Raw genomic sequence first — 25,586 nt, 5'->3', positions numbered from 1 at the left:
CCTTAATTGGTTAACGTGTCGCCCGGCGAGATGGCGCTAGCAGTTTGCGCCGGTGCGCCCTGTGGCCCGGTTTGCATCGGATGCGACTGGAAGTAATTACGCAATCCTTTGTAAATCGCCTCGGCCAGCTGCTGCTGATAATCATCGCTCGCCAACAAACGTTCTTCGCTGTTGTTACTGATAAAGCCGGTTTCAACCAGCACAGACGGGATATCCGGCGAACGCAATACGCCAAGACTGGCGTGCTCCGGACGACGCTTATGCATCGAACCAATGCGCTCCAGCTGGCCGATCATACTGGTTGCCACATCATACCCTACACGCTGTGAATGACCGAACTGCAGGTCCAGCACCGCCTGACTCAAATACGGGTCGGACTGACTGTTGGCCAGCACATCACCCGCGCCACCCAACAGCTCCGATTGCTTCTCGTGCTGTTCCAGCCAGCCAGCCATTTCAGTGTTGGCTCGACGGTTTGACAACACCCAAACGGAAGCACCCGTGGCATCCCGGTTGGGTGCCGCATCAGCATGAATGGAGACCAGGAAGTTGGCATTTTGTTTACGCGCCACGTCAGAACGGCCCATCACCGAGATGAAGTAATCGCCGTCACGAGTGAGTACGCCCTTAAACATCGGATCGTCATTGAGCAGACTGCGCAGCTTACGCGCGACGGCGATGGTGACGTTTTTCTCACGCGTGCCGCCAGGACCAATCGCGCCAGGATCTTGTCCACCGTGCCCGGCATCAATCGCAATGACCACTTTATCGCCATTATTGTTGCTCACCGCCCGAGCGGCAGGCCGCGTGGCCGTATTACTGTTGATGACGGCTGTCGTGCGATTATTTTCCGTTTTAAACGGGTTACGCGCAGGTTCTGACGGACGCGGAGCGACAACGGGTGCTTCAACGCGCTTCACCACCACAGGAGGTGGCGGTGGCGGCGGAGGTGCATCAGCATTGATGGTAAACACCACGGTATAGTTACCGCCGTTTTGCCGTTTTACAGCGGCGGCTTTTCCGTTCTCGGTTAAATCGACAACCAGTCGCAAAGACTGTGGATCGTTCGGTGTACCCGCACGGATGGCCTTAACCAGGTTATTACCGCTAAACAGCAGCGGCAGTCCCTGAATCACGCCGGTTTGTTTAATATCCAGCGCAACGGTGCGCTTCCCGTCCTGCGAAACAGCATATTCAGGCTCGCCAATAAAACTGAGCGTAATCCGCGCCTGTTGTTCGCCGTTAGAAACCTGAAGATCGGAAAGGCTGGCGGCCCCTGCCTGCGCGCACAGCAGGACCAGGGTTGCCATCAGCCAATTTCTGATGCGATAAATCATCCCGCCACCCTTTAAGGTTATTCGGCTAAACGCGCCAGCAATAAATTACCCGATGAGGAGACGGCACTTACGCGCGCCTCTCGACCTTGCGCCTGGTATTCGATGTGTATTTCGACGTCCGGGTCCGGGAGCACACCTTTACCTTGTTGTGGCCATTCCACCAGGCAAATTGCATCATTGGCAAAATAATCACGGATCCCCATAAATTCGAGCTCCTCGGGGTCCGCAAGTCGGTACAGATCGAAGTGATATACCATTAAATTTTCAAGCGAATAGGGTTCGACCAGCGTATAGGTGGGGCTTTTTACATTGCCTTTATGACCTAGCGCCTGCAGGAATCCCCGGCTGAAGGTGGTTTTACCCGCACCTAAATCGCCGTACAAATAAATAACCGTTGCGCCGTCACAGGCCTTCGCGACCCGCAGTCCCAGGTCTAACGTCGCCTGTTCATCCGGTAGCGGAATTACTCTATTCATCATGATAAACGTCAATCACATCAGGGTTAACAATACGCTGTAGCGTGGTAAAGAGATCTGTCGCCAGCATGCCGCGCGTACCAAATTGCGCCGCCAGCACATCCGCTGCCGCGCCGTGCGCCACACATCCCGCACACGCAGCATCATACGGGGTAAGCTTCTGTCCGAGCAATGCGCCAATGATTCCGGAAAGGACATCACCCATACCGCCGCTGGCCATTCCTGCGTTACCGGCATCGATAATGGCTAATGCATTGTGCTCCGAGGCCACTACCGTACCCGCGCCTTTCAGCACCACCACACCTCCGTACCGTTTTACCAGACGCTGTGCAGAAAGTAAGCGATCGTCTTCAATTTCTGTAATGGAGCAGCCCAACAGTCGCGCAGCCTCGCCCGGATGCGGCGTGATCACGCGATTGTGACGTTTATCGGGATTGATTGCCAGCAGGTTAAGCGCATCGGCATCCCACAGCATCGGTTTGCGAAAATTCTCAACTTTTTGCAGTGCTTTTTTTCCCCACTCTTGCTGCCCAAGTCCGGGACCGATGACCACGACATCCGCCCACACCAGACTTTCCTCCACCGCGCGAGGCGTCAACTCATCGACCATCAGTTCCGGACGGGCGGTCAGGATCGGTGCAATATTTTCACTGCGCGTGAGCACCTTAACCAATCCGGCACCAGCGCGAAGCGCCGCTTCACCGGCCATGCGTATGGCGCCTGCTGTGCCATAGTCACCCCCGATGATCGCCAGTCGACCATGGTCACCTTTGTGCGATGTTGCGCGGCGTGGTGTCAGCCAGCATCTAAGCTGTGAGGCATCAACGCGCTGAATGGGCGCGTCCTGCCCCGCCAGCCAGGCATCCAGCCCGAGCGCGTTAAAATGGATACACCCTGTGACATCACGCGCTTTGCCCGTGATCAGACCGGGCTTCAATGCAATAAAGGTAACGGTATGGGCAGCATGAATCACCGCTCCGGGCGTTCCCCCCGTCTGCGCCAGCAGACCGGAAGGAATATCAATAGCCACTGTGGGAGCAGAATGCACATTCGCCTGTTTGATTAATGTCGCCAGTGGGTCGCGAGGTGCATGTTTTAAGCCGGTGCCGAGCAGCGCATCGATAATCACATCCACCTCTTGCGGCCAGATAATATCCGGGGCATGGATAACGCCACCTGCGTTCAGCCAGGCATGACGAGCATGTTCTGCCTCCTGTGGGAGCGGTTTGTCGCTTTCTTGCGCTAATAGCGTGACGTGAATCCCCGCGGCTTTGGCAAGTCTCGCCACGACATAGCCGTCGCCGCCGTTATTACCGTGGCCACAGAGCACCAGCCAGTGCCGAGCGGCAGGATATGCATTGCGAGCAACCTGGAACGCCGCCTCTCCCGCACGTTGCATCAGCTCATACAGCGTCAGCCCAAGGCTGTCTGCCGCCTCATGTTCCATCCGTTTGATGTCATCGGCGTGCCAGATGGAGTGTGGTATACTTGCGGGGTTTTTCTTCATTGTATGGTCCGTCATGTCAGAGCCCCTCGATCTCAATCAGTTAGCACAAAAAATTAAGCAGTGGGGGCTGGAACTTGGCTTTCAGCAGGTCGGTATTGCCGATACAGACCTTAGCGAAGCCGAACCCAAACTGCAGGCCTGGCTGGATAAACAATACCATGGCGAAATGGACTGGATGGCCCGTCACGGTATGATGCGCGCCCGCCCCCACGAGTTATTACCCGGAACTTTACGCGTCATCAGCGTACGGATGAATTATCTCCCCGCCAACGCCGCGTTTGCCAGCACGCTAAAAAATCCGTCGCTAGGCTACATCAGCCGTTATGCACTGGGCCGTGACTACCATAAGCTGCTGCGTAACCGTTTAAAAAAGCTGGGAGAGTTGATCCAGCAGCATTGCGTTTCGCTGAATTTTAGACCTTTTGTCGATTCTGCGCCCATTCTGGAGCGTCCGCTGGCGGAAAAAGCCGGACTTGGCTGGGTTGGTAAGCACTCACTAATTATTAACCGTGAAGCCGGGTCATTTTTCTTCCTTGGTGAACTGCTGATCGATTTACCGCTTCCGGTGGATCAGCCTGTAGAAGAAGCCTGCGGCAAATGCGTGGCCTGTATGACCATTTGCCCCACGGGCGCCATCGTTGAACCCTACACCGTTGATGCCCGCCGCTGTATTTCCTATCTCACGATCGAACTAGAAGGCGCTATCCCGGAAGAGTTTCGCCCACTGTTGGGCAACCGAATCTATGGCTGCGATGACTGCCAGCTCATTTGCCCCTGGAATCGCTATTCGCAGCTCACTGTAGAAGATGACTTTAGCCCACGTAAACAACTGCATGCCCCGGAACTGATTGAGCTGTTTGGCTGGAGCGAAGCGTGGTTTTTAAAAGTGACGGAAGGTTCGGCTATTCGTCGCATCGGACACTTGCGTTGGTTGCGAAATATCGCCGTCGCGCTGGGAAATGCCCCGTGGGATGAAACCGTAATAAATGCGCTGGAAAATCGCAGAGGTGAGCACCCACTTCTCGACGAGCACATAGAATGGGCGATTGCGCAGCAGATTGAGAAAAGAAATGCCTGCGTGGTTGAAGTGCAGTTACCGAAGAAACAGCGGCTGGTCAGGGTGATTGAAAAAGGTCTGCCGCGTGATGCTTAAGTCATCCACAGCTTGTGCATAAAAATAAAAACACATTGATATTCAAGAAGGAAAAAATCGTCAAGTGATCACATTAACAATTTGAAATGATAATTAATTCATTAAATTCAAATGGTTATAAAGATACTATTCACCAAGCGAAGTTTTTTGCATTCCAGGAATATTACTCTGACCTGTGGATAAGTCTGTTTACAAGAGTATGTCAAAGACAAAAGAAAACAGCCCCAACGCGATTATTCGTTGTGGATATGTTTATTGAGATAAGAATTTGGAGCGGGAAACGAGACTCGAACTCGCGACCCCGACCTTGGCAAGGTCGTGCTCTACCAACTGAGCTATTCCCGCTTGGGTGGTGCGTATCTTGCGATACTTTTCAAATTTTGGAGCGGGAAACGAGACTCGAACTCGCGACCCCGACCTTGGCAAGGTCGTGCTCTACCAACTGAGCTATTCCCGCTTAATCTTCGTCTTTCGAAACGCTACTGCGTTGGCTGCCTTCATTCACCTTAGTCACTTACTCAAGTAAGTTCCCAAGGATTCATTCAGTTGCCGCCTTGTCGCAATTCGAAATCCTGCGATTGGTGGTCTGTGCTTAGAAAGCACTTTTCAAATTTTGGAGCGGGAAACGAGACTCGAACTCGCGACCCCGACCTTGGCAAGGTCGTGCTCTACCAACTGAGCTATTCCCGCAAATCTGTACTGCTTTTGTTGCTGTCGTAACGCGTAAATCTCTGTCGTTACGGGAGGCGCATTATACGAGAAATTCGTTTAGCTGCAACCCCCTTGAATACGATTTTTTTGAAAACTCGTTCAAGTGATTACTTTACAATCAAGCTGGACAATTTAGCGTCAAAAAGCCGGTGACGCAAGCCACCGGAGAACAAAATCAAAGCTTAATAAAATGCTCACGGTAGTAAGCCAGCTCAGCGACGGACTCACGAATGTCGTCCATCGCCTGGTGTGTCCCCTGCTTCGTGAAGCCATCGAGGATCTCCGGCTTCCAGCGACGGGCCAGCTCTTTCAACGTGCTAACGTCCAGATAGCGATAATGGAAATACGCTTCCAGTTCCGGCATGTATTTGAACAGGAAACGACGATCCTGGCCGATGCTGTTGCCACAAATCGGGGATTTCCCTGCCGGAACCCACTCTTTTAAAAATGCCAGCGTCGCCAGCTCCGCTTCACGATCGCCCATGGTGCTCGCCTTCACGCGCTCCACCAGACCACTTCCGGTATGCGTACGCACGTTCCAGTCATCCATTAGCGCCAGCTGCGCGTCGGACTGGTGGACGGCAATCGTCGGTCCTTCAGCCAGAATATTCAGATTGGCGTCAGTCACCAGCGTCGCGATCTCAATAATGCGATCGCGCTCGGGATCCAGACCTGTCATCTCCAGATCGATCCAAATCAGGTTGTTTTCATTGCCACTCATGCTATTTTCCACCCTTCAGACGTCACATTCAGTGTGACTATATTCATCTAAAATTGCGTGTATCATAAATGTTTTGCCCATCATGGGCGACCAGGAGTCAGTACGATTGAGTAAAAATAAACTCTCCAAAGGCCAACAGCGCCGCGTGAACGCCAATCACCAGCGTCGTCTTAAAACGTCCACGGAGAAGCCCGACTACGACGACAACCTGTTTGGCGAGACCGCTGAAGGTATTGTTATCAGCCGCTTTGGCATGCATGCCGACGTGGAGTCTGCCGACGGCGATGTCCACCGTTGCAACATCCGTCGCACAATTCGTTCGCTGGTAACCGGCGATCGTGTAGTCTGGCGTCCAGGTAAGGCCGCAGCCGAAGGCGTGAACGTTAAAGGGATCGTTGAAGCGGTACATGAACGTACCTCGGTGCTAACGCGTCCGGACTTTTATGACGGTGTAAAACCCATTGCGGCCAACATCGACCAAATCGTCATTGTCTCAGCCATCTTACCCGAGCTGTCACTCAATATTATCGACCGATATCTTGTTGCCTGCGAAACGTTGCAGGTTGAGCCCATTATCGTACTCAACAAAATCGATCTGCTCGACGATGAAGGCATGGTCTTCGTGAATAAGCAGATGGATATCTATCGCAATATTGGCTATCGCGTGTTGATGGTCTCCAGCCATAAAAAAGACGGCCTGCAGCCGCTTGAGGAAGCGCTGACCGATCGCATCAGCATTTTTGCTGGTCAATCAGGCGTGGGCAAATCCAGCCTGCTCAACAACCTGCTCGGCCTGCAGAAAGAGATCCTGACCAACGATGTCTCCGATAACTCCGGTCTTGGGCAACACACCACCACGGCCTCTCGCTTGTACCACTTCCCGCACGGCGGTGACGTCATTGACTCCCCCGGCGTACGTGAGTTTGGGTTGTGGCATCTTGAGCCGGAACAAATCACCCACGGGTTTGTCGAATTCCATGACTTCTTAGGTCATTGCAAATACCGCGACTGTAAACATGATACGGATCCAGGCTGCGCTATCCGTGAAGCAGTAGATAAAGGGGCTATCGCCGAAACTCGGTTTGAGAATTATCACCGCATCCTTGAAAGCATGGCGCAGGTAAAAACGCGTAAAAACTTTTCTGATACGGACAACTGACAACTAAGCTAAGCATCGCTAGAATCGTCCCCCTTTTTTCAGGATCCGGCCCGCATGCCGGATCGGGAACAAATTATGGCCTGGAGGCTACCTTGTTAAATTCATTTAAGCTTTCGCTACAATACATTCTGCCGAAACTATGGCTCACTCGCCTGGCGGGTTGGGGTGCAAGCAAACGAGCAGGATGGCTAACTAAACTGGTTATCGATCTGTTCGTGAAATATTACAAGGTCGATATGACAGAGGCGCAAAAGCCGGATACCGCCAGCTATCGCACCTTTAACGACTTCTTCGTGCGCCCACTGCGTGACGATGCCCGCCCAATTAATACCGACCCGAATGTTCTGGTTATGCCAGCTGACGGCGTGATTAACCAGTTGGGGAACATCGAAGAAGACAAACTGTTGCAGGCCAAAGGGCACAGCTACAGCCTTGAAGCACTGCTGGCAGGTAACTACCAAATGGCGGACAAGTTCCGTAACGGAACGTTTGTCACAACGTACCTCTCACCGCGTGATTACCACCGCGTACATATGCCGTGTAACGGTATCCTGCGGGAAATGCTGTACGTGCCCGGCGATCTTTTCTCGGTCAACATTCTGACCGCGCAAAACGTGCCCAACCTTTTTGCCCGTAACGAACGCGTTATTTGCCTGTTTGACACTGAATTTGGCCCGATGGTGCAAATTCTGGTCGGTGCAACCATCGTCGGTAGCATCGAAACTGTCTGGGCTGGCACCATCACGCCACCGCGTGAAGGTGTAATTAAGCGCTGGACATGGCCTGAAGGTGAAAGTAAAGGTTCAGTGGCGCTGCTGAAAGGCCAGGAAATGGGCCGCTTTAAGCTTGGTTCAACCGTCATCAACCTGTTTGCGCCAGGCAAAGTTAATCTGGTCGAGCAGTTGCAGGATCTTTCGGTCACCAAAATCGGTCAACCGATGGCAATCTCTACCGAAACGTTCGTGACGCCAGAGGCCAAACCCGCCCCGCTTGCGCAAGACGAGATCGAAGCAGAACACGCTGCCAGCCCGCTGGTTGACGACAAAAAAGACGAAAGTTAAACATAGGAATCGCTGCTGTGCGCCTGATTATCACTTTTCTGATGGCCTGGTGCCTCAGCCAGGGGGCGTACGCTGCGACGGCCCCCGATACCAAACAAATCACCCAGGAACTGGAGCAGGCCAAAGCGGCAAAACCCGCTCAGCCAGAAGCCGTCGAGGCGCTCCAGTCCGCGCTGAATGCCCTTGAAGAGCGTAAAGGCTCTCTCGAGCGCGCCGAACAGTATCAGCAGGTTATTGATAACTTCCCCAAGCTGTCCGCGACGCTACGCGCGCAGCTTAGCAACCTGCGCGATGAACCTCGCAGCATCCCCACGGACCTCTCGGCTGACGCCTTAAACCAGGAGATCCTGCAGGTCAGCAGCCAGTTGCTGGAAAAAAGCCGTCAGGCCCAGCAGGAGCAGGATCGCGCCCGCGAAATCGCCGATTCATTAAACCAGCTCCCTCAACAGCAAACCGATGCTCGCCGTCAATTAAATGAAATTGAACGACGCCTTGGCGCAGCCAGCGGCAATACGCCGCTCAATCAGTCGTTGCAAGCTGAATCCGCCAGACTCAAAGCGCTGGTCGATGAGCTGGAGCTGGCACAACTTTCCGCCAACAATCGTCAGGAACTGGCGCGTATGCGCTCCGAACTGGCCGAAAAACAGAGCCAGCAGCTCGACGCTTACCTGCAGGCATTACGAAATCAGCTCAATAGCCAGCGGCAGCGTGAAGCGGAGCGGGCGTTGGAAAGCACCGAACTGCTGGCAGAAAACAGTGCAGGACTGCCGGAAGGCATTGTCGATCAGTTCAAGGTCAACCGCGAACTGTCACAGGCGTTAAACCAACAGGCACAACGTATGGACCTGGTGGCGTCTCAGCAGCGTCAGGCCACCGGTCAAACGTTGCAGGTACGTCAGGCATTGAACACGCTGCGCGAGCAGTCACAGTGGCTGGGGGCGTCGAATATGCTGGGCGAAGCTCTTCGCGCGCAGGTTTCCCGTCTACCTGAAATGCCTAAGCCGCAACAGCTCGATACCGAAATGGCGCAGCTGCGCGTACATCGCATGCGCTATGAAGACCTCCTCAACAAACAGCCGCAGCTACGCCAGATCCATCAAGCGGATGGACAGCCGCTTACCGCAGAGCAGACCCGTATTCTCAATGCCCAACTGCGTACCCAGCGTGAGCTGTTGAATTCCCTGCTACAGGGCGGCGATACGCTGATACTCGAGTTAACCAAGCTGAAAGTCTCCAATAGTCAGTTGGAAGATGCGCTGAAAGAGGTTAACGAAGCCACGCACCGCTATCTGTTCTGGACCTCTGACGTCAGCCCGATTTCACTCTCCTGGCCGGTCGATTTGGTTCAGGATCTGCGTCGTCTAATCTCATTAGATACGTTTAATCAGCTTGGTAAAGCCAGCGTCATGATGCTCACCAGTAAAGCCACGCTGCTGCCGCTGTTCGCCGCGCTGGTGCTGGTAGGGTTTAGCCTCTATTCGCGTAAGCACTTCACCCGCTTTCTTGAGCGATCGTCTGCGCGGGTCGGTAAAGTCACCCAGGATCACTTCTGGCTGACGATACGAACGGTATTCTGGTCAATTCTCGTTGCCTCGCCGCTGCCGGTGCTGTGGGCGACGCTGGGTTACGGCCTGCAGGAAGCCTGGCCCTATCCGCTGGCCGTCGCCATCGGCGATGGTGTGACCGCCACGGTACCTATGCTATGGGCGGTGATGATTTGCGCTACCTTTGCGCGGCCGAATGGTCTGTTCATCGCGCACTTTGGCTGGCCGCGCAACCGCGTCGCTAAAGCTATGCACTATTACCTGATGAGCATCGGACTGATTGTTCCGCTGATCATGGCGGTGATCATGTTTGATAATCTCAATGACCGGGAATTCTCCGCTTCATTAGGACGCCTGTGCTTTATGTTGATTTGTGGCGCACTGGCCATCGTCACTCTGAGCCTCAAACGCGCCGGGATCCCGCTGTACCTCGACAAAGAGGGCAACGGCGACAACATGGTCAACAGCATGCTGTGGAATATGCTAATGGGTGCCCCGTTAGTTGCCATTCTTGCGGCCGCGGTAGGTTACCTGGCCACAGCACAGGCGCTGCTGGCCCGCCTGGAGACGTCTGTTGCTATCTGGTTCTTGTTGCTGGTGGTTTATCACGTCATCCGCCGCTGGATGCTTATCCAGCGCCGTCGTCTGGCTTTTGACCGCGCCAAACACCGACGCGCAGAAATGCTGGCGCAGCGTGCACGTGGTGAAGAAGAACCCGCGCACTCCACCAGCCTGGAAGGAGCGATAGATATCGATGAAAGCGAAGTCGATCTGGACGCGATAAGCGCACAGTCGCTGCGCCTGGTGCGGTCTATCCTGATGCTCATCGCCCTGCTTTCAGTCATCGTGCTGTGGTCAGAAATTCATTCCGCGTTCGGCTTCCTGGAAAATATCTCACTATGGGATGTGACGTCCACGGTGCAGGGCGTAGAAAGCTTAGAGCCGATTACGCTGGGCGCAGTGCTTATTGCCATTCTGGTGTTTATCATCACCACCCAGCTGGTGCGTAACCTGCCTGCACTGCTGGAACTGGCGCTGTTGCAGCACCTGGATTTAACACCAGGTACCGGTTACGCCATCACCACTATAACCAAGTATCTACTGATGCTAATTGGTGGTCTGGTGGGCTTCTCAATGATTGGTATTGAGTGGTCGAAACTGCAGTGGCTGGTTGCTGCTCTCGGTGTTGGTTTGGGCTTTGGTTTACAAGAGATCTTCGCCAACTTTATATCCGGCCTGATCATCCTGTTTGAAAAACCAATTCGTATTGGCGACACGGTGACCATTCGCGACCTCACCGGCAGCGTGACCAAGATTAACACCCGCGCGACCACCATCAGCGACTGGGATCGTAAAGAGATCATCGTGCCCAACAAGGCGTTTATCACCGAGCAGTTTATCAACTGGTCGTTATCCGACTCAGTGACTCGTGTGGTATTGACCATTCCTGCACCGTCAGAAGCCAACAGCGAGGAGGTCACGCAAATCCTGCTCACTGCCGCCCAGCGCTGCTCACTGGTTATCGACACACCGGCGCCGGAAGTCTTCCTGGTTGACCTTCAGCAGGGGATTCAGATCTTTGAACTGCGTATCTATGCCGCAGAGATGGGACACCGTATGCCATTGCGCCACGAGATCCACCAGCTGATTCTGGCGGGCTTCCGTGAGCACGGTATTGATATGCCATTCCCACCGTTCCAGATGCGTCTGGAGAGCCTCAGCGGAAAGCAAACGGGGAGAACGTTAAGTTCTGCGGGCAGAGGTAAGCGCCCGGCGGGAAGCTTGTAAACGTGAGTGGTGCCTGATGGCGGCTTCGCCTAATCCGGCCTACGAAGATGCTTCTTTAGTAGGCCGGATTAGGCAGGTCGTTTATTCAACCGCCCATTCAGGCTCATTGGCTATACGACGGCTGTAGTTCTGGTAAATCGCCATGGCTAACAACGAGAAGAAAATCGGCCCGCCGGTCATCCACAGTGCACTGTTCCAGTCGCCAGCTTCAATCACCGGCTGGATAATGGTGAACACGTTGGCGAACGTCACCACCAGCACCACGACACTCGTTGCCAGTAGCGTTGCGGCTCGGGTTTTAAATATCACAAACGGTCTTTCCAGACCGACGCGAGATTTAAAGAAAGGGAACGCCAGCGCGAGGAACAGATACGGCAGCGTCATCGAGACGTTCGCCATCAGCGTCAGCTTGTTATAGAACGCTGAGGCCGTATCGCCGCCAAACGACACCAGAAGAATAAACAGGCTCACCAGCAGACACTGCATCCACATCGCCGTCGTCGGCATCCCCATAGCGTTCAGTCTGGTCATCGGTGCAGGCCACAGTGCTTTTGGCGTCCCCTGAATAATCGCTTTCAGCGGCGAGTAGCTGAGCGTGAAGAATGCCCCGGTATAAGCAAGGAACATAGACAGGCCGGTAATACGCGCAAACCAGACGCCCGTAGTGATTGCCGCCTCAGGTGAAAGATGCAGCGCATGGCCCAGCGTCATCCCCAAACTTTTCATCAGGATATAAGTAATATTACCCAAGTTCACTGAACTATTACTTAATACATCCTGCCAGTTGGTACTCACGCCCCATAAAAAGATGGCCAGCGAATAACCCACTGAAATGACAATCGCCGCGAAGACAATGCCTTTCGCGAAGTTCTTTTCAGGTTTCTCTGTTTTATCAACCAGTCCACCCACGGCTTCTATTCCGCCATAGGCAAAAATAGCAAACACCACAAATGACAGCATGGCCAGACCGGACTGATATCCCGGATTCGGTGAAGAGACAAAATTAATATCCTGTGCAAAGTGGCCACCGGTTAATAACAAAATAGCGATACTCACTAACAACAGAACTAAATTAAGACACATGACGGCAATTCCGCCAACCGCCGTAATGCGAGCAATCTTATTAATACCCCGTGACGCTACGCCAGTCACCAACACCATCCAGCCAACAGCAAGCAGTCCGACGACCTGCGTGGGCTCAAACCCGGCGATACGCCAGGTCTGCGTCATATCCGCGCCGAATATAAAGGTGGAAAAAGGCACCCAGACTTTCGCCGCGGTGCTCACCATCCAGATAACGTAGGAAGAGAACCACATAAAGGTGCCGATAAACGCATAACGAGGTCCGACGCTATTATTCATCCACGAATAGATCCCACCCTCTTCTTTCCGATAGGCAGACCCCATTTCAGCCATCATTAAGGCAAATGGGATAAAGAATAATAATGCAGAAAATACATACCATGGAATGGCACTGTATCCCATTAAATAGAAAGCCGAGGGGCTATTAGCAAATCCAAAAACAGACGTAAATATCATCAGGATGAGACCAGTCAGGCTCATCTTTTTTATTGTTTGGGTCATTAAACTATCCCTTACTCTGGAGAGTGTTTATCAAACACCACTCACCGGTGAATACTGCCCCCTTGCAGAGATCAGCAATAAGAAAATCAACACAGGATTGATACCTGAATGCTAACAAAATTCCAGAGTTAAATTGTGGCTATTAGAGGGGAAATGAAAAAAGATGCTACAAAGTGACGACTATGCGCCACTTTGCAATGCGGAGACGTGAATTACGCACGATCGACGGTAAAGGCGATAACATCAGCGAGGCTATCGGCCCCCAGAGCCAGCATAACCAGACGGTCGACGCCCAGCGCCACGCCTGAGCAATCCGGCATCCCAACTTTTAGCGCTTCAAGCAGATTGTTATCGATAGGCTGTTGCGGTAAGCCACGGGCGGCTCGTTTGCGGTTATCCTGTTCGAAGCGTTGCTGCTGCTCGCGTGCATCGGTCAACTCATGGAAACCATTCGCCAGCTCAATACCTTTGTAGTACACCTCAAAACGTTCGGCCACGCGGTGGTCTTCAGTACTGATTTGCGCCAACGACGCCTGGCTGGCCGGGAAATGATATACAAACGTCGGTTTATCTTTGCCAATGTGCGGTTCGACGCCCATCGCAAACAGCAGTTGCAGCAAGGTATCCCGGTCTTCTTCGGTGTCCGCGATATTGCTGAGATCCAGCTTAGCCGCCGCTTCGCGCAACTGTGTTTTATCCGCTGACAGCGGGTCGATTTCAAGATGACGCTGGAAGGCTTGCTGATAAGAGAGGCTTTCCGCCGGAGAGCAGTCCAGCACTTGCTGGAGCAAATCATCCACTTCATTCATCAGACGGTACATATCGTAATGAGGACGGTACCACTCGAGCATGGTGAACTCGGGGTTATGGTGACGCCCCATCTCTTCGTTACGGAAACTGCGACACAGTTGGTAGACCGGACCACACCCTGCCACCAGCAGGCGTTTCATATGGTATTCCGGGCTGGTCATTAAATAGAGGTTCATGCCCTGAGAATGACCCGGGCCAACGAAACGCGTTTCGAACGGGAACAGATGAATATCCGTAACCGTCGCCTGACTCATACAAGGTGTCTCAACCTCAAGCACGCCACGGTCGGCAAAAAAGCGGCGGATTTCCGCTATAATTGCTGCACGTTTTAACAGATTGGGGATGGACGCGCTCGGCTGCCAGGTTGCCGTTTCGCTCATGGTTGTTTCTCCGATTTAAGACAAGGGCACGAAGTCTACTCGTAACGCGTTAGCGAGACAAATTTCGGGAGGGAATAACAAACACGGACAAGTTGATAAAAAAAGCAACATTGGGTGGTTTAGTAATTAAATTAATCAAAATCAATGATAATTCCCCCCTGTGATACGCTAAAAAAATCGAACACGTCAAATTTCCCGCTCCTCCCTGAGACTATACTATTGTACCTATAAAGGAGCAGTGGAAACGCGTTCATAACCCGTTTGACTCAGATGAAGCATCTGATTACGGGCGGGGATGAAATAACAACAATCTGGAGGAATGTCGTGCAAACCTTTCAAGCCGATCTTGCCATTATAGGCGCCGGTGGCGCGGGATTACGTGCTGCAATTGCTGCCGCACAAGCAAATCCCAACGCTAAAATCGCACTGATCTCAAAAGTGTACCCAATGCGCAGCCATACCGTTGCTGCCGAAGGCGGCTCTGCTGCTGTCGCGCAGGATCATGACAGCTTTGACTACCATTTTCACGATACGGTAGCTGGCGGAGACTGGCTGTGTGAGCAGGATGTCGTGGATTACTTTGTCCACCACTGCCCAACTGAAATGACGCAACTGGAACAATGGGGTTGCCCATGGAGCCGTCGTGAAGACGGTAGCGTCAACGTACGTCGCTTCGGCGGTATGAAAATTGAGCGCACCTGGTTTGCCGCGGATAAGACCGGCTTCCACATGCTGCATACGCTGTTCCAAACGTCTTTGCAGTTCCCGCAAATTCAGCGCTTCGACGAACACTTCGTCCTGGACATCCTGGTTGATGACGGTCAGGCTCGCGGCCTGGTTGCGATGAACATGATGGAAGGCACGCTGATGCAAATCCGTGCTAATGCGGTTGTCATGGCAACAGGCGGCGCTGGCCGTGTGTACCGTTACAACACCAACGGCGGCATCGTTACCGGCGACGGTATGGGCATGGCACTGAGCCACGGCGTTCCGCTGCGTGATATGGAATTCGTTCAGTATCACCCGACTGGTCTGCCAGGCTCCGGTATCCTGATGACCGAAGGCTGCCGCGGTGAAGGCGGTATTCTGGTCAACAAAGATGGCTATCGCTATCTGCAGGACTACGGCATGGGTCCGGAAACCCCACTGGGCGAGCCGAAGAACAAATACATGGAACTGGGTCCGCGCGACAAAGTTTCTCAGGCCTTCTGGCACGAATGGCGTAAAGGCAACACCATTTCCACCCCGCGTGGCGATGTGGTTTACCTCGACCTGCGTCACCTCGGTGAGAAAAAACTGCTCGAGCGCTTACCGTTCATCTGCGAACTGGCGAAAGCCTACGTGGGTGTCGATCCGGTTAAAGAACCGATCCCGGTACGTCCGACCGCGCACTACACCATGGGCGGTATCGAAACCGATCAGCACTGTGAAACCCGCATTAAAGGTCTGTTCGCCGTTGGTGAATGTTCCTCTGTTGGTCTGCATGGCGCTAACCGTCTGGGTTCTAACTCTCTGGCAGAACTGGTGGTCTTTGGCCGCATGGCGGGTGAACGTGCTGCAGAACGCGCTGCAACGGTAGGCGCAGCAAACGGTGCCGCACTCGACGCACAGGTTGCAGGCGTTGAAAAACGTCTGAAAGATCTGGTGAACCAGGAAGGTAACGAAAACTGGTCAAAAATCCGCGACGAAATGGGTCTGTCCATGGAAGAAGGTTGCGGTATCTACCGTACGCCGGAACTCATGCAGAAAACCGTTGATAAACTGGCCGAACTGCAGGAACGTTTCAAGCGCGTACGTATCACCGATACCTCCAGCGTCTTCAACACCGACTTGCTGTACACCATCGAACTGGGTCATGGTTTGAACGTTGCTGAATGTATGGCGCACTCTGCGCTGGCACGTAAAGAATCCCGCGGCGCGCACCAGCGTCTGGATGAAGGCTGCACCGAGCGTGATGACGTTAACTTCCTCAAACACACTCTCGCCTTCCGTGATGCTGACGGCACAACTCGCCTGGAATACAGCGACGTGAAAATCACCACTCTGCCGCCAGCTAAACGTATGTACGGTGGCGAAGCGGAAGCAGCCGATAAGAAGGAGAAGGCGAATGGCTGAGATGAAAAACCTGAAAGTTGAGGTGGTGCGCTATAACCCGGAAACCGATACCGCGCCGCACAGTGCTTTCTATGAAGTTCCTTATGATGAAACCACATCTCTACTGGATGCGTTGGGTTACATCAAAGATAACCTGGCACCGGACCTGAGCTACCGCTGGTCCTGCCGTATGGCAATCTGCGGCTCCTGCGGCATGATGGTCAACAACGTGCCTAAACTGGCGTGCAAAACCTTCCTGCGTGAATACACCAACGGTATGAAGGTTGAAGCGCTGGGCAACTTCCCGATCGAACGCGATCTGGTCGTCGATATGACGCACTTTATCGAAAGCCTGGAAGCGATCAAGCCGTACATCATTGGTAACCCGCGTACTCCGGATCAGGGTCCAAACACCCAGACTCCGGCGCAGATGGCGAAGTATCATCAGTTCTCCGGTTGCATCAACTGTGGTCTGTGCTATGCCGCGTGCCCGCAGTTCGGCCTGAACCCAGAGTTCATTGGACCGGCTGCAATCACCCTGGCGCATCGTTATAACGAAGATAGCCGCGACCACGGTAAGAAGGAGCGTATGGCTCAGTTGAACAGCCCGAACGGCGTCTGGTCCTGTACTTTCGTGGGCTACTGCTCCGAAGTCTGCCCGAAACACGTCGATCCGGCTGCGGCCATTCAGCAGGGTAAAGTTGAAAGTTCAAAAGACTTTCTTATCGCTACCCTGAAACCACGCTAAGGAGTGCACGATGACGACTAAACGCAAAGCCTATGTGCGGCCAATGACGTCCACTTGGTGGAAAAAACTGCCATTTTATCGTTTTTACATGCTGCGTGAAGGTACGGCAGTTCCGGCAGTCTGGTTCAGCATTGAACTGATTATCGGCCTGTTTGCACTCAAGCATGGTGCAGAGTCCTGGATGGGTTTTGTCGCCTTTTTACAAAACCCGGTGGTGGTAATTCTTAATATTATCGCCCTGGCTGCAGCGCTGCTGCATACCAAAACCTGGTTTGAGCTGGCGCCAAAAGCTGCCAACATCATCGTAAAAGACGAAAAAATGGGGCCAGAGCCGATCATCAAAGGTCTCTGGGCAGTTACTGTGGTTGCGACAGTAGTAATACTGTTTGTTGCCCTGTTCTGGTAAGGAGTCCGGAATGATTAATCCAAATCCAAAACGCTCTGACGAACCCGTATTCTGGGGCCTGTTTGGTGCAGGCGGTATGTGGAGCGCTATCATTGCGCCGGTGATGATCCTGTTGGTAGGCATTATGCTGCCGCTGGGCTTTGTTCCTGATGCTTTCAGCTATGAACGCGTACTGGCATTTGCTCAGAGCTTCATCGGACGTGCGTTCCTGTTCCTGATGATCGTTCTGCCGCTGTGGTGTGGTTTACACCGTATGCACCACGCGATGCATGACCTGAAAATCCACGTGCCAGCTGGCAAGTGGGTATTCTACGGTCTGGCTGCGATCCTGACCGTTGTAACGGCGATTGGTATTCTGACCATCTAATCGCTCCGCCCTCTTATCATCCGGTAAGAGGGCGTTTTTTCGCTCTCTCTTCCCTTAATTCCCCGCCAGGTTCTACACTTAGGAAAAACCTTAAAAGGAAAATCCTATGCGCTTGCTGCCTGTAGTTGCTGCCGTTACGGCTGCATTTCTGGTTGTCGCTTGCAGCACCCCTACGCCACCTTCAGGCGTGACCGTTGTCAATAACTTTGACGCTAAACGCTATCTCGGAACCTGGTACGAAATCGCGCGCTTCGATCATCGCTTCGAACGAGGACTGGATAAAGTCACGGCCACCTACAGCCTACGCGATGACGGGGGTATCAACGTCATCAATAAAGGCTACAACCCCGACAGAAGCATGTGGCAAAAAACGGAAGGCAAGGCTTATTTCACTGGTGATCCTACGCGAGCGGCGCTGAAGGTGTCGTTCTTCGGTCCATTCTACGGTGGGTATAACGTGATTGCTCTCGATCGGGAGTATCGCCACGCGCTGGTTTGTGGCCCGGATCGCGACTACCTGTGGATCCTCTCACGTACCCCCACTATTTCAGACGAGATGAAACAGCAAATGCTGGCAGTCGCGGCCCGGGAAGGGTTTGAAGTGAACAAGCTAATTTGGGTAAAACAGCCTGGCGCTTAGTGGGTACTGAGCTTCAGACCAATAATTCCGGCGACAATCAGACCCAGACTCAGCAAACGTGCCGGACTGGCGGATTCCCCCAGCAGCAGGATACCGGTAATGGCCGCCCCTACCGCACCAATACCGGTCCAGACCGCATAAGCTGTTCCAACGGGCAACGTTCGCATCGCCCAGGAAAGCATGGCGATACTGACGATCATGGCCACAATGGTAATAATGCTCGGCGTCAGACGGGTAAAACCGTGGGTATATTTCAGGCCAATTGCCCATACGACTTCAAGCAGGCCAGCAATCAATAAAACGATCCAGGACATGTCAGGCTCCAGAATAACAATGGGGCCGTCCCCGGTGAGAGAAGCGTTTGCAGGTCGTCCTACAACGCTGAAGTATGAAAAAGCATTTTTGCCCGAAAGAAAATGAATTTCAACATTTTTATCCATTGCCTGCTTAAAGCAAGAATTGAGCACAAATAGCAGCGTAGTTCCCGCATTTGGCTGCCATTGGTCTTATCTATGATAAATGGCTTTCTGAAGTCAGGAAGCCGTTTTTCCCACTTCTGAATGCGAAAAGTTTATGCATAAAATTTTAGTGATTGACCGGTGCCACTTTACCCGTACAGGGGTCGAGGCCTTGCTTAATCATTCTGGTAGGTTTAATTCGTCGTTTCTGGTATCAGGAATCAATAACCTCTTACTGGCAAAAGAACATATTTCGCAGTGGAAACCGCATCTGGTGATCGCGGATTTATATGGTTTTCTCAGCGATGTACATGCCAGTCCGCCGATTGCGCCTTTTTTTATGAGCTGTGGTCTGATCCCCCTGATTTTACTGCAATCAGGAGACAGAAAGCCTGTACCCGCTCACAACCCGCAATACGCCGTCCATTCGGTATTATCCAAACGCACTACGCTCTCTGAGTTGTCAGACAGTATTCAGGATGCTCTCTGCGTTCGTCCTGCGCTTAAGACCACTAAAAACGCGACACCGCTGCTTACGCCGCAGGAAGAGAAAGTACTGTCGATGTGGATGGATGGCGTGAGTAACACTGCGATAGCCTCGGCCCTCGGCATTCATGGCAAGACGGTTTACACCTATAAACGCAACATTCGCATCAAGCTGCATTTAGGAAACCGCTTTTCACCGTTTCTGTCGCTACCCGAGAAAATGAATTAACGGTACGACAGAGCGTCGTACCGTTCATGATTATTGCTGAGCTTTTGTCGCTGCACCAGAGATTGCGCTACCGCCTTCAGAAATATCCTGCCCAACACCTTTTGTTGTATTACACGCAGTCAACACTGAAGAAAGAACCAACACAGAAAAGAGCGCTGCAATTGTCTTTTTAACCATAACGTCTTCCTTTTCTAGCCAATATTGTTTGTGTATAGCTACTTAATGATAGACAAGATCCGGAAGGATGACGGAAAAACGCAGATTTTTAAGACAATATGACAGGCTCAACTGGCCGCGTGAGAGATTGAATTACCAAGATGTTTGATGTCTTCACCGAAGCCACGTGCGGTATTACAGCCCGTCAGGAGTGTGCTGGTGAACAGGATAAGCATTACAAGACCGAGAAGACGTTTCATCATTCCTGCCCTGGAAAAGTATGGCGCAGCAGCCTGCGCCATCGATCAAATAGGATGTATTACTTAACGCGGGAAACGTATTCGCCTGAACGCGTATCCACTTTGATCACTTCGCCGATCTGTACGAACAGCGGAACTTTAACAACTGCGCCGGTGGACAGCGTCGCTGGTTTGCCACCCGTACCCGCGGTGTCACCTTTCAGACCCGGGTCAGTTTCAACGATTTCCAGCTCAACAAAGTTCGGTGGGGTCACGGAGATAGGCTGACCATTCCACAGGGTCACGATGCACTCAGCCTGATCCAACAGCCATTTAGCGCTATCGCCTACCGCTTTCGCGTCAGCAGCCAGCTGTTCGAAAGTGGAGTTGTTCATGAAATGATAGAACTCACCGTCGTTGTACAGGTAAGTCAGGTTCATATCTACAACGTCTGCGCCTTCAGCGGAGTCGGTGGATTTGAAGGTTTTCTCTACACGAGTACCGGTCAGCAGGCGGCGCAGCTTAACGCGCGCGAAAGCCTGGCCTTTACCCGGTTTAACGAATTCACTGGCTTCAACCGCATAAGGTTCGCCGTCCATCATGATTTTAAGACCGGCACGAAAATCGTTGCTATAGTAAGTCGCCATAAGGCCCTCTGAAATTGTTAACTGGTAGCTTAGCCACAAAATGGCGCATATTGTAACCCTAAACACCCCATCCAGAGAAGATTGGTTAGTACAACTTGCCGATGTTCTCACCGATCTGGATGAACTATTACGTCTTTTGAATATAGACGCTGATGAAAATATGCTCGCAGGTCGTGAGGCAAAACGTCTTTTTGCCCTGCGCGTCCCGCGATCGTTTATCGCGCGGATGGAAAAAGGCAACCCCAACGATCCGCTGCTGCGCCAGGTACTCACCTCCCAAGATGAATTTGTCGCCGCGCCAGGATTCTCAACCGACCCGCTGGAAGAACAGCACAGCGTCGTGCCGGGATTACTACATAAGTATCGCAATCGGGCGTTGCTGCTGGTAAAAGGCGGATGCGCGGTCAACTGTCGCTACTGCTTCCGTCGCCATTTCCCTTATGCCGATAATCAGGGGAATAAGCGTAACTGGCAGATTGCGTTAGATTACATCGCGGCGCACCCGGAGCTGGATGAGATTATCTTCTCCGGCGGCGATCCGTTAATGGCCAAAGACCACGAACTGGACTGGTTGCTCACGCAACTGGAAGCCATCCCACATATTAAGCGCCTGCGCATTCACAGCCGTTTGCCGATTGTCATTCCGGCGCGAATTACCGACGGATTGGTCGAGCGTTTTGCTCACTCTTCTCTGCAAGTTCTGCTGGTGAATCACATTAACCACGCCAACGAAATTGATGAGACATTTCGTCAGGCGATGGCAAAACTGCGTCGGATTGGCGTCACACTGCTCAACCAAAGCGTGTTATTGCGCGGCGTGAACGATAACGCCCAGACGCTGGCGAATCTTAGCAACGCGCTATTTGATGCCGGCGTGATGCCCTATTACCTGCACGTGCTGGATAAGGTGCAAGGGGCTGCGCACTTTATGGTCAGCGACGATGAAGCGCGTCAAATCATGCGAGAACTGTTGACGCTGGTATCAGGCTATATGGTCCCCAAACTGGCGCGTGAAATTGGCGGAGAGCCCAGTAAAACGCCGCTGGATCTGCAATTACGTCAACAATAATCCAAATGAGTGTCCGCTTTCGGACACTCACTGCCGAATAATATAATTTCAATTTATTCAGTCCTTCTCTGGCTTTTAATTTATGTTATTTTAGCGATAGCTATCTTTTAATGTATTTATAAATCATATAAATAAATCAATATTTAGTTTTCCGTTGAATATTAGGTGAGAGAGAACCGCCGTGGCTATAACGATTAAAGGTATTAATACGGGCATTATTCGTCAAAAAAATGAGTTCATTGCGCTGGCATTAAAGATAAAGGAACCCAGAAATAAAGATTCGCTGTTTTTTCTGTCACCATTCGGGCTACGAGACCTGCTTATCGCGCTGGAGAGCAGATTGCATACCAAGCACCTGTTGGGCGAGGATGCGCGTCTGCAGTATGAAAAAGCACGTGACAAAGTCAGTCAAAAAATGAATAAAAACATGCCATTAATTCAGGAGGATGAACTTAAAAATGCGGATATTAATCGTCGGATAAATTCACTGGCAGTAGTAAGCGACGAAGGCGAAAACTTAACGCTCTCTCTTACACTGCATAATGGTCGAGTTTGCGAGCTATTAATTAATGAACTACAAATTACGGTACTGGCACATGCAATTATTCACGCAATAAATAATGCAGGGATGCGCGAATTAGCACTGCGTATCACATCGTTATTAGATTTCCTGCCTCTGTACGACATTGATTGCCTGGATAACGATAATCTTGAATACGATGCCTATACACAATCAGAATGGAAACATAATCTGTTTAATCATTATCTGGCTGTCATCTATCGCTATAAAGATAAAGCAGGGAAAGTTCGGTTCTGTGGTTCAGTGGTGAAAACTCGATCCCCTTCGGATGATAAAGACGTAGAAGCGATCTCTCGTCGGCTTATCGACTTCAGCCCACGGCTAAAAAAATTGGCCGGTGTACCGTGCAAAGTGTTTGTCAGAACACTCACGGGGGATAAAACACAAAAGCTGACACAGGATCAGTGCCTGCGCGCGCTGCATCATTTACGCCTACAGTCTGCCAGTAAAGCGCAGAATGCCTGATGGCGCTACGCTTATCAGGCCTACGCTTATGTGTACCGTAGGCCGGATAAGACGCTTCAGCGTCGCCATCCGGCATCAACAGCGTTTATCAATTAGGGCACTTATAAACCTGACCAATCATCTCGCTGGCGGTTGGGACAAAACTCGACAACATACCTTGTGATGGGCTGCTTACACCATAAATCACATTACCGCCCATTGCCGCAGCCTGGTTACGCAGATCGTTCGCCGCGCCGCGCATAGAGCCGCCCTCTTCGCCGTGCTGACCAGAAAGCCAGTTGCTCTGCTTACCGGTTGCGGTACCAATCAGCTGGCACTCGGCACCTGGCTTCTCTTCAACGAAGCGTACGCTTTGTCCGGCTGAACTCAGTTCGTTGCTGGAGCTACAACCCGCCATCAGTAGCGCGGCACCAACGATCCCTGCTAAATATTTCACGTGCATGTTATTCCCCATAATCAATGCGCTGGACGTTTTGTCCGTAGCTGAATCATATACTAAAAAGATGACCAAAAGAAAAACCCCCGGACATTTCTGCCCGGGGGTTTCTCATTTTTCGCGAGATGCGTATTTAATCAAATAATTCAAGTTGCAGCCAACGAACCTGCGGCTTGAAGTATGAAGATTAAATTACATCATGCCGCCCATTCCGCCCATGCCGCCCATACCACCAGCAGCACCTAAGTCAGCGGAATCGCCTTTCGGCAGGTCGGTTACCATGCACTCGGTGGTGATCATCAGACCCGCAACAGAAGCCGCGTACTGCAGAGCAGAACGGGTTACTTTAGTCGGATCCAGGATACCCATGTCGATCATGTTGCCGTATTCTTCAGTTGCAGCGTTGTAACCGTAGTTACCGTCACCCGCTTTCACGGTGTTAGCGACAACAGACGGTTCTTCGCCGCAGTTCAGAACGATCTGACGCAGCGGGGATTCCATTGCGCGCAGCGCAACTTTGATACCCACGTTCTGGTCTTCGTTCTGACCACGCAGTTCGCTCAGTTTGGATGCTACGCGGATCAGCGCAACACCACCACCAGCAACCACGCCTTCTTCTACCGCAGCACGGGTCGCGTGCAGGGCATCTTCAACGCGTGCTTTCTTCTCTTTCATTTCAACTTCGGTAGCAGCACCCACTTTGATGACTGCAACGCCGCCTGCCAGTTTCGCTACGCGCTCCTGCAGTTTTTCACGGTCGTAGTCAGAAGTTGCTTCTTCGATCTGCTGGCGAATCTGGGTTACACGACCCTGGATTGCCGCTTCTTCGCCCACACCATCGATGATGGTGGTGGTGTCTTTGTTGATCACAACGCGTTTTGCCTGGCCCAGATCTTCCAGGGTCGCTTTTTCCAGCTCCATACCGATCTCTTCAGAGATAACGGTACCGCCGGTCAGGGTCGCGATATCCTGCAGCATAGCTTTACGGCGGTCGCCGAAGCCAGGTGCTTTAACCGCAGCCACTTTCACGATGCCACGCATGGTGTTAACGACCAGGGTAGCCAGCGCTTCGCCTTCAACATCTTCAGCAATGATCAGCAGCGGTTTGCCTGCTTTCGCAACGGCTTCCAGAACCGGCAGCATTTCGCGGATGTTGGAGATTTTCTTATCAGCCAGCAGGATGAACGGCGTTTCCAGTTCTACTGCGCCCGTTTCCGGCTTGTTGATGAAGTAAGGAGACAGGTAGCCACGGTCGAACTGCATACCTTCAACTACGTCCAGTTCGTCCTGCAGACCGGTACCGTCTTCAACGGTGATCACGCCTTCTTTACCGACTTTGTCCATCGCTTCAGCGATCAGTTTACCTACGGTTTCGTCGGAGTTAGCGGAGATGGTACCAACCTGAGCAATCGCTTTAGAGTCGGAGCACGGTACGGACAGGGCTTTCAGTTCTTCAACCGCAGCAGCGACAGCTTTGTCGATACCACGTTTCAGATCCATCGGGTTCATACCCGCAGCAACAGCCTTCAGGCCTTCAGTGATGATGGACTGAGCCAGTACGGTCGCAGTAGTCGTACCGTCACCTGCAGCGTCGTTCGCTTTAGAGGCAACTTCTTTCACCATCTGCGCGCCCATGTTTTCGAACTTGTCTTCCAGCTCGATTTCACGTGCTACGGAAACACCATCTTTAGTGATAGCTGGGGCACCGAAAGATTTATCCAGAACCACGTTACGGCCTTTCGGACCGAGGGTAACTTTTACTGCGTCTGCCAGTACGTTCACGCCGCGCAGCATTTTCACACGAGCGTCGTTACCGAATTTTACGTCTTTAGCTGCCATTTTCTCTTTCCCTTAAATTCGTATGTTCAGTGTCGTTCGCGGATTAAGCTTCAACAATCGCCAGGATGTCACTTTCAGACATGATCAACACTTCTTCATTGTCGATCTTCTCAGATTTAACACCGTAGCCATCGTTGAAAATGACGATATCGCCAACTTTCACGTCCAGCGGCTGTACGGTACCGTTGTCCAGGATGCGACCCTTACCGACAGCGATGATTTCGCCACGAGTTGATTTACCCGCTGCGGAACCGGTCAGTACGATGCCGCCAGCAGATTTGGATTCAACTTCTTTACGTTTGACGATCACACGATCATGTAACGGACGAATACTCATTGATAGCTCTCCTTTGAGAAAGTCTTTATCAGTTATGGGTGGCGCCGGCCCGTGAACGGTTTACCGGCTAGTGACCAGAGAGATGGGGATGGGGTTTTCTCCCTTCAAGGGGGCAAGCGAAAAATTTTTTTTATCAGGAGAAAATCCCGCCAAAACACC

25 protein-coding genes and 3 tRNA genes are annotated in these 25,586 nt (G+C 52.2%); 12 read left to right on the top strand and 16 right to left on the bottom strand.

Going from position 1 to position 25,586, the window contains the following annotated elements; genetic code table 11:
* Positions 1 to 2: 2 nt before the first annotated feature.
* The 3 genes from amiB to nnr are packed head-to-tail and all read right to left on the bottom strand — an operon-like array spanning position 3 to position 3,335.
* Complete coding sequence (gene amiB, locus FDW88_RS20255) at positions 3 to 1,337, bottom strand: N-acetylmuramoyl-L-alanine amidase AmiB (RefSeq protein WP_117342430.1); 1,335 nt, start codon at positions 1,335 to 1,337, stop codon at positions 3 to 5.
* Positions 1,338 to 1,354: 17 nt separating this feature from the next.
* Positions 1,355 to 1,816: a tRNA (adenosine(37)-N6)-threonylcarbamoyltransferase complex ATPase subunit type 1 TsaE gene (gene tsaE / locus FDW88_RS20250; RefSeq protein ID WP_096758592.1), complete on the bottom strand. Its 462-nt coding sequence runs from the start codon at positions 1,814 to 1,816 to the stop codon at positions 1,355 to 1,357.
* On the bottom strand, positions 1,806 to 3,335 hold the full coding sequence (gene nnr / locus FDW88_RS20245) for a bifunctional ADP-dependent NAD(P)H-hydrate dehydratase/NAD(P)H-hydrate epimerase (RefSeq protein ID WP_137363239.1): 1,530 nt from the start codon (positions 3,333 to 3,335) through the stop codon (positions 1,806 to 1,808). The genes tsaE and nnr overlap by 11 nt, the downstream gene beginning before the upstream one ends.
* On the opposite strand from nnr, the gene queG reads away from it, so the two are divergent.
* The gene (gene queG / locus FDW88_RS20240) at positions 3,334 to 4,473 is read left to right on the top strand and encodes a tRNA epoxyqueuosine(34) reductase QueG (RefSeq protein ID WP_137363238.1); all 1,140 of its coding nucleotides are present in this window, start codon (positions 3,334 to 3,336) and stop codon (positions 4,471 to 4,473) included. The two genes, nnr and queG, sit on opposite strands and share 2 nt — an antisense overlap.
* A 269-nt stretch (positions 4,474 to 4,742) precedes the next feature.
* Here queG and FDW88_RS20235 read toward each other — a convergent pair.
* From FDW88_RS20235 to orn, 4 genes are all read right to left on the bottom strand, one after another.
* Positions 4,743 to 4,818 (bottom strand) — tRNA-Gly (locus FDW88_RS20235).
* A gap of 36 nt (positions 4,819 to 4,854) precedes the next feature.
* Positions 4,855 to 4,930: transfer RNA gene (locus FDW88_RS20230), tRNA-Gly, on the bottom strand.
* A gap of 157 nt (positions 4,931 to 5,087) precedes the next feature.
* A tRNA-Gly gene (locus tag FDW88_RS20225) sits at positions 5,088 to 5,163 on the bottom strand.
* 196 nt (positions 5,164 to 5,359) lie between these two features.
* Positions 5,360 to 5,905, bottom strand: a complete 546-nt coding sequence (gene orn / locus FDW88_RS20220) for an oligoribonuclease (protein ID WP_096758595.1) — start codon at positions 5,903 to 5,905, stop codon at positions 5,360 to 5,362.
* A 106-nt stretch (positions 5,906 to 6,011) separates the two neighbouring features.
* On the opposite strand from orn, the gene rsgA reads away from it, so the two are divergent.
* The 3 genes from rsgA to mscM all read left to right on the top strand — a co-directional run bounded on the left by rsgA (position 6,012) and on the right by mscM (position 11,457).
* Positions 6,012 to 7,064 carry a small ribosomal subunit biogenesis GTPase RsgA gene (gene rsgA / locus FDW88_RS20215; protein ID WP_170974188.1) on the top strand — a complete coding sequence of 351 codons (1,053 nt, stop codon included), beginning with the start codon at positions 6,012 to 6,014 and terminating at the stop codon, positions 7,062 to 7,064.
* A gap of 92 nt (positions 7,065 to 7,156) precedes the next feature.
* Positions 7,157 to 8,125, top strand: a complete 969-nt coding sequence (gene asd / locus FDW88_RS20210; RefSeq protein WP_137363236.1) for an archaetidylserine decarboxylase — start codon at positions 7,157 to 7,159, stop codon at positions 8,123 to 8,125.
* Between the two features lie 17 nt (positions 8,126 to 8,142).
* Positions 8,143 to 11,457 carry a miniconductance mechanosensitive channel MscM gene (gene mscM / locus FDW88_RS20205; protein WP_096758598.1) on the top strand — a complete coding sequence of 1,105 codons (3,315 nt, stop codon included), beginning with the start codon at positions 8,143 to 8,145 and terminating at the stop codon, positions 11,455 to 11,457.
* 81 nt (positions 11,458 to 11,538) lie between these two features.
* Here mscM and yjeM read toward each other — a convergent pair whose 3' ends face one another.
* Positions 11,539 to 13,041, bottom strand: a complete 1,503-nt coding sequence (yjeM, locus tag FDW88_RS20200; protein WP_135912694.1) for a glutamate/gamma-aminobutyrate family transporter YjeM — start codon at positions 13,039 to 13,041, stop codon at positions 11,539 to 11,541.
* 212 nt (positions 13,042 to 13,253) lie between these two features.
* The gene (gene epmA / locus FDW88_RS20195; protein ID WP_096758600.1) at positions 13,254 to 14,231 is read right to left on the bottom strand and encodes an elongation factor P--(R)-beta-lysine ligase; all 978 of its coding nucleotides are present in this window, start codon (positions 14,229 to 14,231) and stop codon (positions 13,254 to 13,256) included.
* Positions 14,232 to 14,555: 324 nt separating this feature from the next.
* Between epmA and frdA the strand changes: the two genes are divergently transcribed.
* The 5 genes from frdA (at position 14,556) to FDW88_RS20170 (ending at position 18,486) form a co-directional block, all read left to right on the top strand.
* Entirely contained in the window at positions 14,556 to 16,346 is a 1,791-nt protein-coding gene (frdA, locus tag FDW88_RS20190; protein ID WP_117342443.1) for a fumarate reductase (quinol) flavoprotein subunit, read from the top strand.
* Positions 16,339 to 17,073, top strand: a complete 735-nt coding sequence (gene frdB / locus FDW88_RS20185; RefSeq protein ID WP_096758601.1) for a fumarate reductase iron-sulfur protein — start codon at positions 16,339 to 16,341, stop codon at positions 17,071 to 17,073. The genes frdA and frdB overlap by 8 nt, the downstream gene beginning before the upstream one ends.
* 10 nt (positions 17,074 to 17,083) lie before the next feature.
* Positions 17,084 to 17,479 (top strand): fumarate reductase subunit FrdC, encoded by a 396-nt coding sequence (gene frdC / locus FDW88_RS20180; protein ID WP_003025537.1) that lies wholly within the window; start codon positions 17,084 to 17,086, stop codon positions 17,477 to 17,479.
* Between the two features lie 10 nt (positions 17,480 to 17,489).
* Complete coding sequence (frdD, locus tag FDW88_RS20175) at positions 17,490 to 17,846, top strand: fumarate reductase subunit FrdD (RefSeq protein ID WP_003025535.1); 357 nt, start codon at positions 17,490 to 17,492, stop codon at positions 17,844 to 17,846.
* A gap of 106 nt (positions 17,847 to 17,952) precedes the next feature.
* Positions 17,953 to 18,486: a lipocalin family protein gene (locus FDW88_RS20170; RefSeq protein ID WP_137363235.1), complete on the top strand. Its 534-nt coding sequence runs from the start codon at positions 17,953 to 17,955 to the stop codon at positions 18,484 to 18,486.
* Here FDW88_RS20170 and sugE read toward each other — a convergent pair.
* A complete protein-coding gene (gene sugE, locus FDW88_RS20165; RefSeq protein ID WP_016151397.1) occupies positions 18,483 to 18,800 on the bottom strand; it encodes a quaternary ammonium compound efflux SMR transporter SugE in 318 nt (105 codons plus the stop codon). The two genes, FDW88_RS20170 and sugE, sit on opposite strands and share 4 nt — an antisense overlap.
* Positions 18,801 to 19,059: 259 nt before the next feature.
* Between sugE and FDW88_RS20160 the strand changes: the two genes are divergently transcribed.
* A complete protein-coding gene (locus tag FDW88_RS20160; RefSeq protein ID WP_096758603.1) occupies positions 19,060 to 19,659 on the top strand; it encodes a helix-turn-helix domain-containing protein in 600 nt (199 codons plus the stop codon).
* A gap of 30 nt (positions 19,660 to 19,689) precedes the next feature.
* Here FDW88_RS20160 and ecnB read toward each other — a convergent pair whose 3' ends face one another.
* The 3 genes from ecnB to efp form a co-directional block, all read right to left on the bottom strand.
* On the bottom strand, positions 19,690 to 19,836 hold the full coding sequence (ecnB, locus tag FDW88_RS20155; protein ID WP_096758604.1) for a lipoprotein toxin entericidin B: 147 nt from the start codon (positions 19,834 to 19,836) through the stop codon (positions 19,690 to 19,692).
* 107 nt (positions 19,837 to 19,943) lie between these two features.
* Positions 19,944 to 20,078, bottom strand: coding sequence for a lipoprotein antitoxin entericidin A (ecnA, locus tag FDW88_RS20150; RefSeq protein WP_043018154.1), 135 nt, complete (start codon positions 20,076 to 20,078; stop codon positions 19,944 to 19,946).
* Between the two features lie 56 nt (positions 20,079 to 20,134).
* A complete protein-coding gene (gene efp / locus FDW88_RS20145; RefSeq protein WP_096758605.1) occupies positions 20,135 to 20,701 on the bottom strand; it encodes an elongation factor P in 567 nt (188 codons plus the stop codon).
* Between the two features lie 40 nt (positions 20,702 to 20,741).
* Between efp and epmB the strand changes: the two genes are divergently transcribed.
* Together epmB and yjeJ are read left to right on the top strand one after the other, a co-directional pair.
* Positions 20,742 to 21,770 carry an EF-P beta-lysylation protein EpmB gene (gene epmB / locus FDW88_RS20140; protein ID WP_137363234.1) on the top strand — a complete coding sequence of 343 codons (1,029 nt, stop codon included), beginning with the start codon at positions 20,742 to 20,744 and terminating at the stop codon, positions 21,768 to 21,770.
* A gap of 181 nt (positions 21,771 to 21,951) precedes the next feature.
* Complete coding sequence (yjeJ, locus tag FDW88_RS20135) at positions 21,952 to 22,815, top strand: YjeJ family protein (RefSeq protein ID WP_137363233.1); 864 nt, start codon at positions 21,952 to 21,954, stop codon at positions 22,813 to 22,815.
* Positions 22,816 to 22,903: 88 nt separating this feature from the next.
* Here the strand turns inward: yjeJ and FDW88_RS20130 are convergent, their stop codons facing one another.
* The 3 genes from FDW88_RS20130 to FDW88_RS20120 all read right to left on the bottom strand — a co-directional run bounded on the left by FDW88_RS20130 (position 22,904) and on the right by FDW88_RS20120 (position 25,427).
* Complete coding sequence (locus tag FDW88_RS20130) at positions 22,904 to 23,257, bottom strand: DUF4156 domain-containing protein (RefSeq protein WP_042999161.1); 354 nt, start codon at positions 23,255 to 23,257, stop codon at positions 22,904 to 22,906.
* Between the two features lie 186 nt (positions 23,258 to 23,443).
* Positions 23,444 to 25,090, bottom strand: coding sequence for a chaperonin GroEL (gene groL, locus FDW88_RS20125; RefSeq protein WP_096758608.1), 1,647 nt, complete (start codon positions 25,088 to 25,090; stop codon positions 23,444 to 23,446).
* A 43-nt stretch (positions 25,091 to 25,133) separates the two neighbouring features.
* Entirely contained in the window at positions 25,134 to 25,427 is a 294-nt protein-coding gene (locus tag FDW88_RS20120; RefSeq protein WP_000027827.1) for a co-chaperone GroES, read from the bottom strand.
* Positions 25,428 to 25,586 lie beyond the last annotated feature (159 nt).

This window comes from Citrobacter sp. wls829, assembly GCF_005280825.1.
GTDB classification, from domain to species: Bacteria; Pseudomonadota; Gammaproteobacteria; order Enterobacterales; family Enterobacteriaceae; genus Citrobacter; species Citrobacter gillenii.
This window is presented reverse-complemented; position numbering and strand designations above follow the sequence as displayed.

Bases quoted from the DNA above. Each gene is read 5' to 3' on its own strand.
- amiB (WP_117342430.1), bottom strand. From the start codon at position 1,337: ATGATTTATCGCATCAGAAATTGGCTGATGGCAACCCTGGTCCTGCTG.
- tsaE (WP_096758592.1), bottom strand. From the start codon at position 1,816: ATGATGAATAGAGTAATTCCGCTACCGGATGAACAGGCGACGTTAGAC.
- queG (WP_137363238.1), top strand. From the start codon at position 3,334: ATGTCAGAGCCCCTCGATCTCAATCAGTTAGCACAAAAAATTAAGCAG.
- nnr (WP_137363239.1), bottom strand. From the start codon at position 3,335: ATGACGGACCATACAATGAAGAAAAACCCCGCAAGTATACCACACTCC.
- orn (WP_096758595.1), bottom strand. From the start codon at position 5,905: ATGAGTGGCAATGAAAACAACCTGATTTGGATCGATCTGGAGATGACA.
- yjeM (WP_135912694.1), bottom strand. From the start codon at position 13,041: ATGACCCAAACAATAAAAAAGATGAGCCTGACTGGTCTCATCCTGATG.
- epmA (WP_096758600.1), bottom strand. From the start codon at position 14,231: ATGAGCGAAACGGCAACCTGGCAGCCGAGCGCGTCCATCCCCAATCTG.
- frdB (WP_096758601.1), top strand. From the start codon at position 16,339: ATGGCTGAGATGAAAAACCTGAAAGTTGAGGTGGTGCGCTATAACCCG.
- frdC (WP_003025537.1), top strand. From the start codon at position 17,084: ATGACGACTAAACGCAAAGCCTATGTGCGGCCAATGACGTCCACTTGG.
- frdD (WP_003025535.1), top strand. From the start codon at position 17,490: ATGATTAATCCAAATCCAAAACGCTCTGACGAACCCGTATTCTGGGGC.
- FDW88_RS20170 (WP_137363235.1), top strand. From the start codon at position 17,953: ATGCGCTTGCTGCCTGTAGTTGCTGCCGTTACGGCTGCATTTCTGGTT.
- sugE (WP_016151397.1), bottom strand. From the start codon at position 18,800: ATGTCCTGGATCGTTTTATTGATTGCTGGCCTGCTTGAAGTCGTATGG.
- FDW88_RS20160 (WP_096758603.1), top strand. From the start codon at position 19,060: ATGCATAAAATTTTAGTGATTGACCGGTGCCACTTTACCCGTACAGGG.
- ecnB (WP_096758604.1), bottom strand. From the start codon at position 19,836: ATGGTTAAAAAGACAATTGCAGCGCTCTTTTCTGTGTTGGTTCTTTCT.
- ecnA (WP_043018154.1), bottom strand. From the start codon at position 20,078: ATGATGAAACGTCTTCTCGGTCTTGTAATGCTTATCCTGTTCACCAGC.
- efp (WP_096758605.1), bottom strand. From the start codon at position 20,701: ATGGCGACTTACTATAGCAACGATTTTCGTGCCGGTCTTAAAATCATG.
- epmB (WP_137363234.1), top strand. From the start codon at position 20,742: ATGGCGCATATTGTAACCCTAAACACCCCATCCAGAGAAGATTGGTTA.
- FDW88_RS20130 (WP_042999161.1), bottom strand. From the start codon at position 23,257: ATGCACGTGAAATATTTAGCAGGGATCGTTGGTGCCGCGCTACTGATG.
- groL (WP_096758608.1), bottom strand. From the start codon at position 25,090: ATGGCAGCTAAAGACGTAAAATTCGGTAACGACGCTCGTGTGAAAATG.
- FDW88_RS20120 (WP_000027827.1), bottom strand. From the start codon at position 25,427: ATGAGTATTCGTCCGTTACATGATCGTGTGATCGTCAAACGTAAAGAA.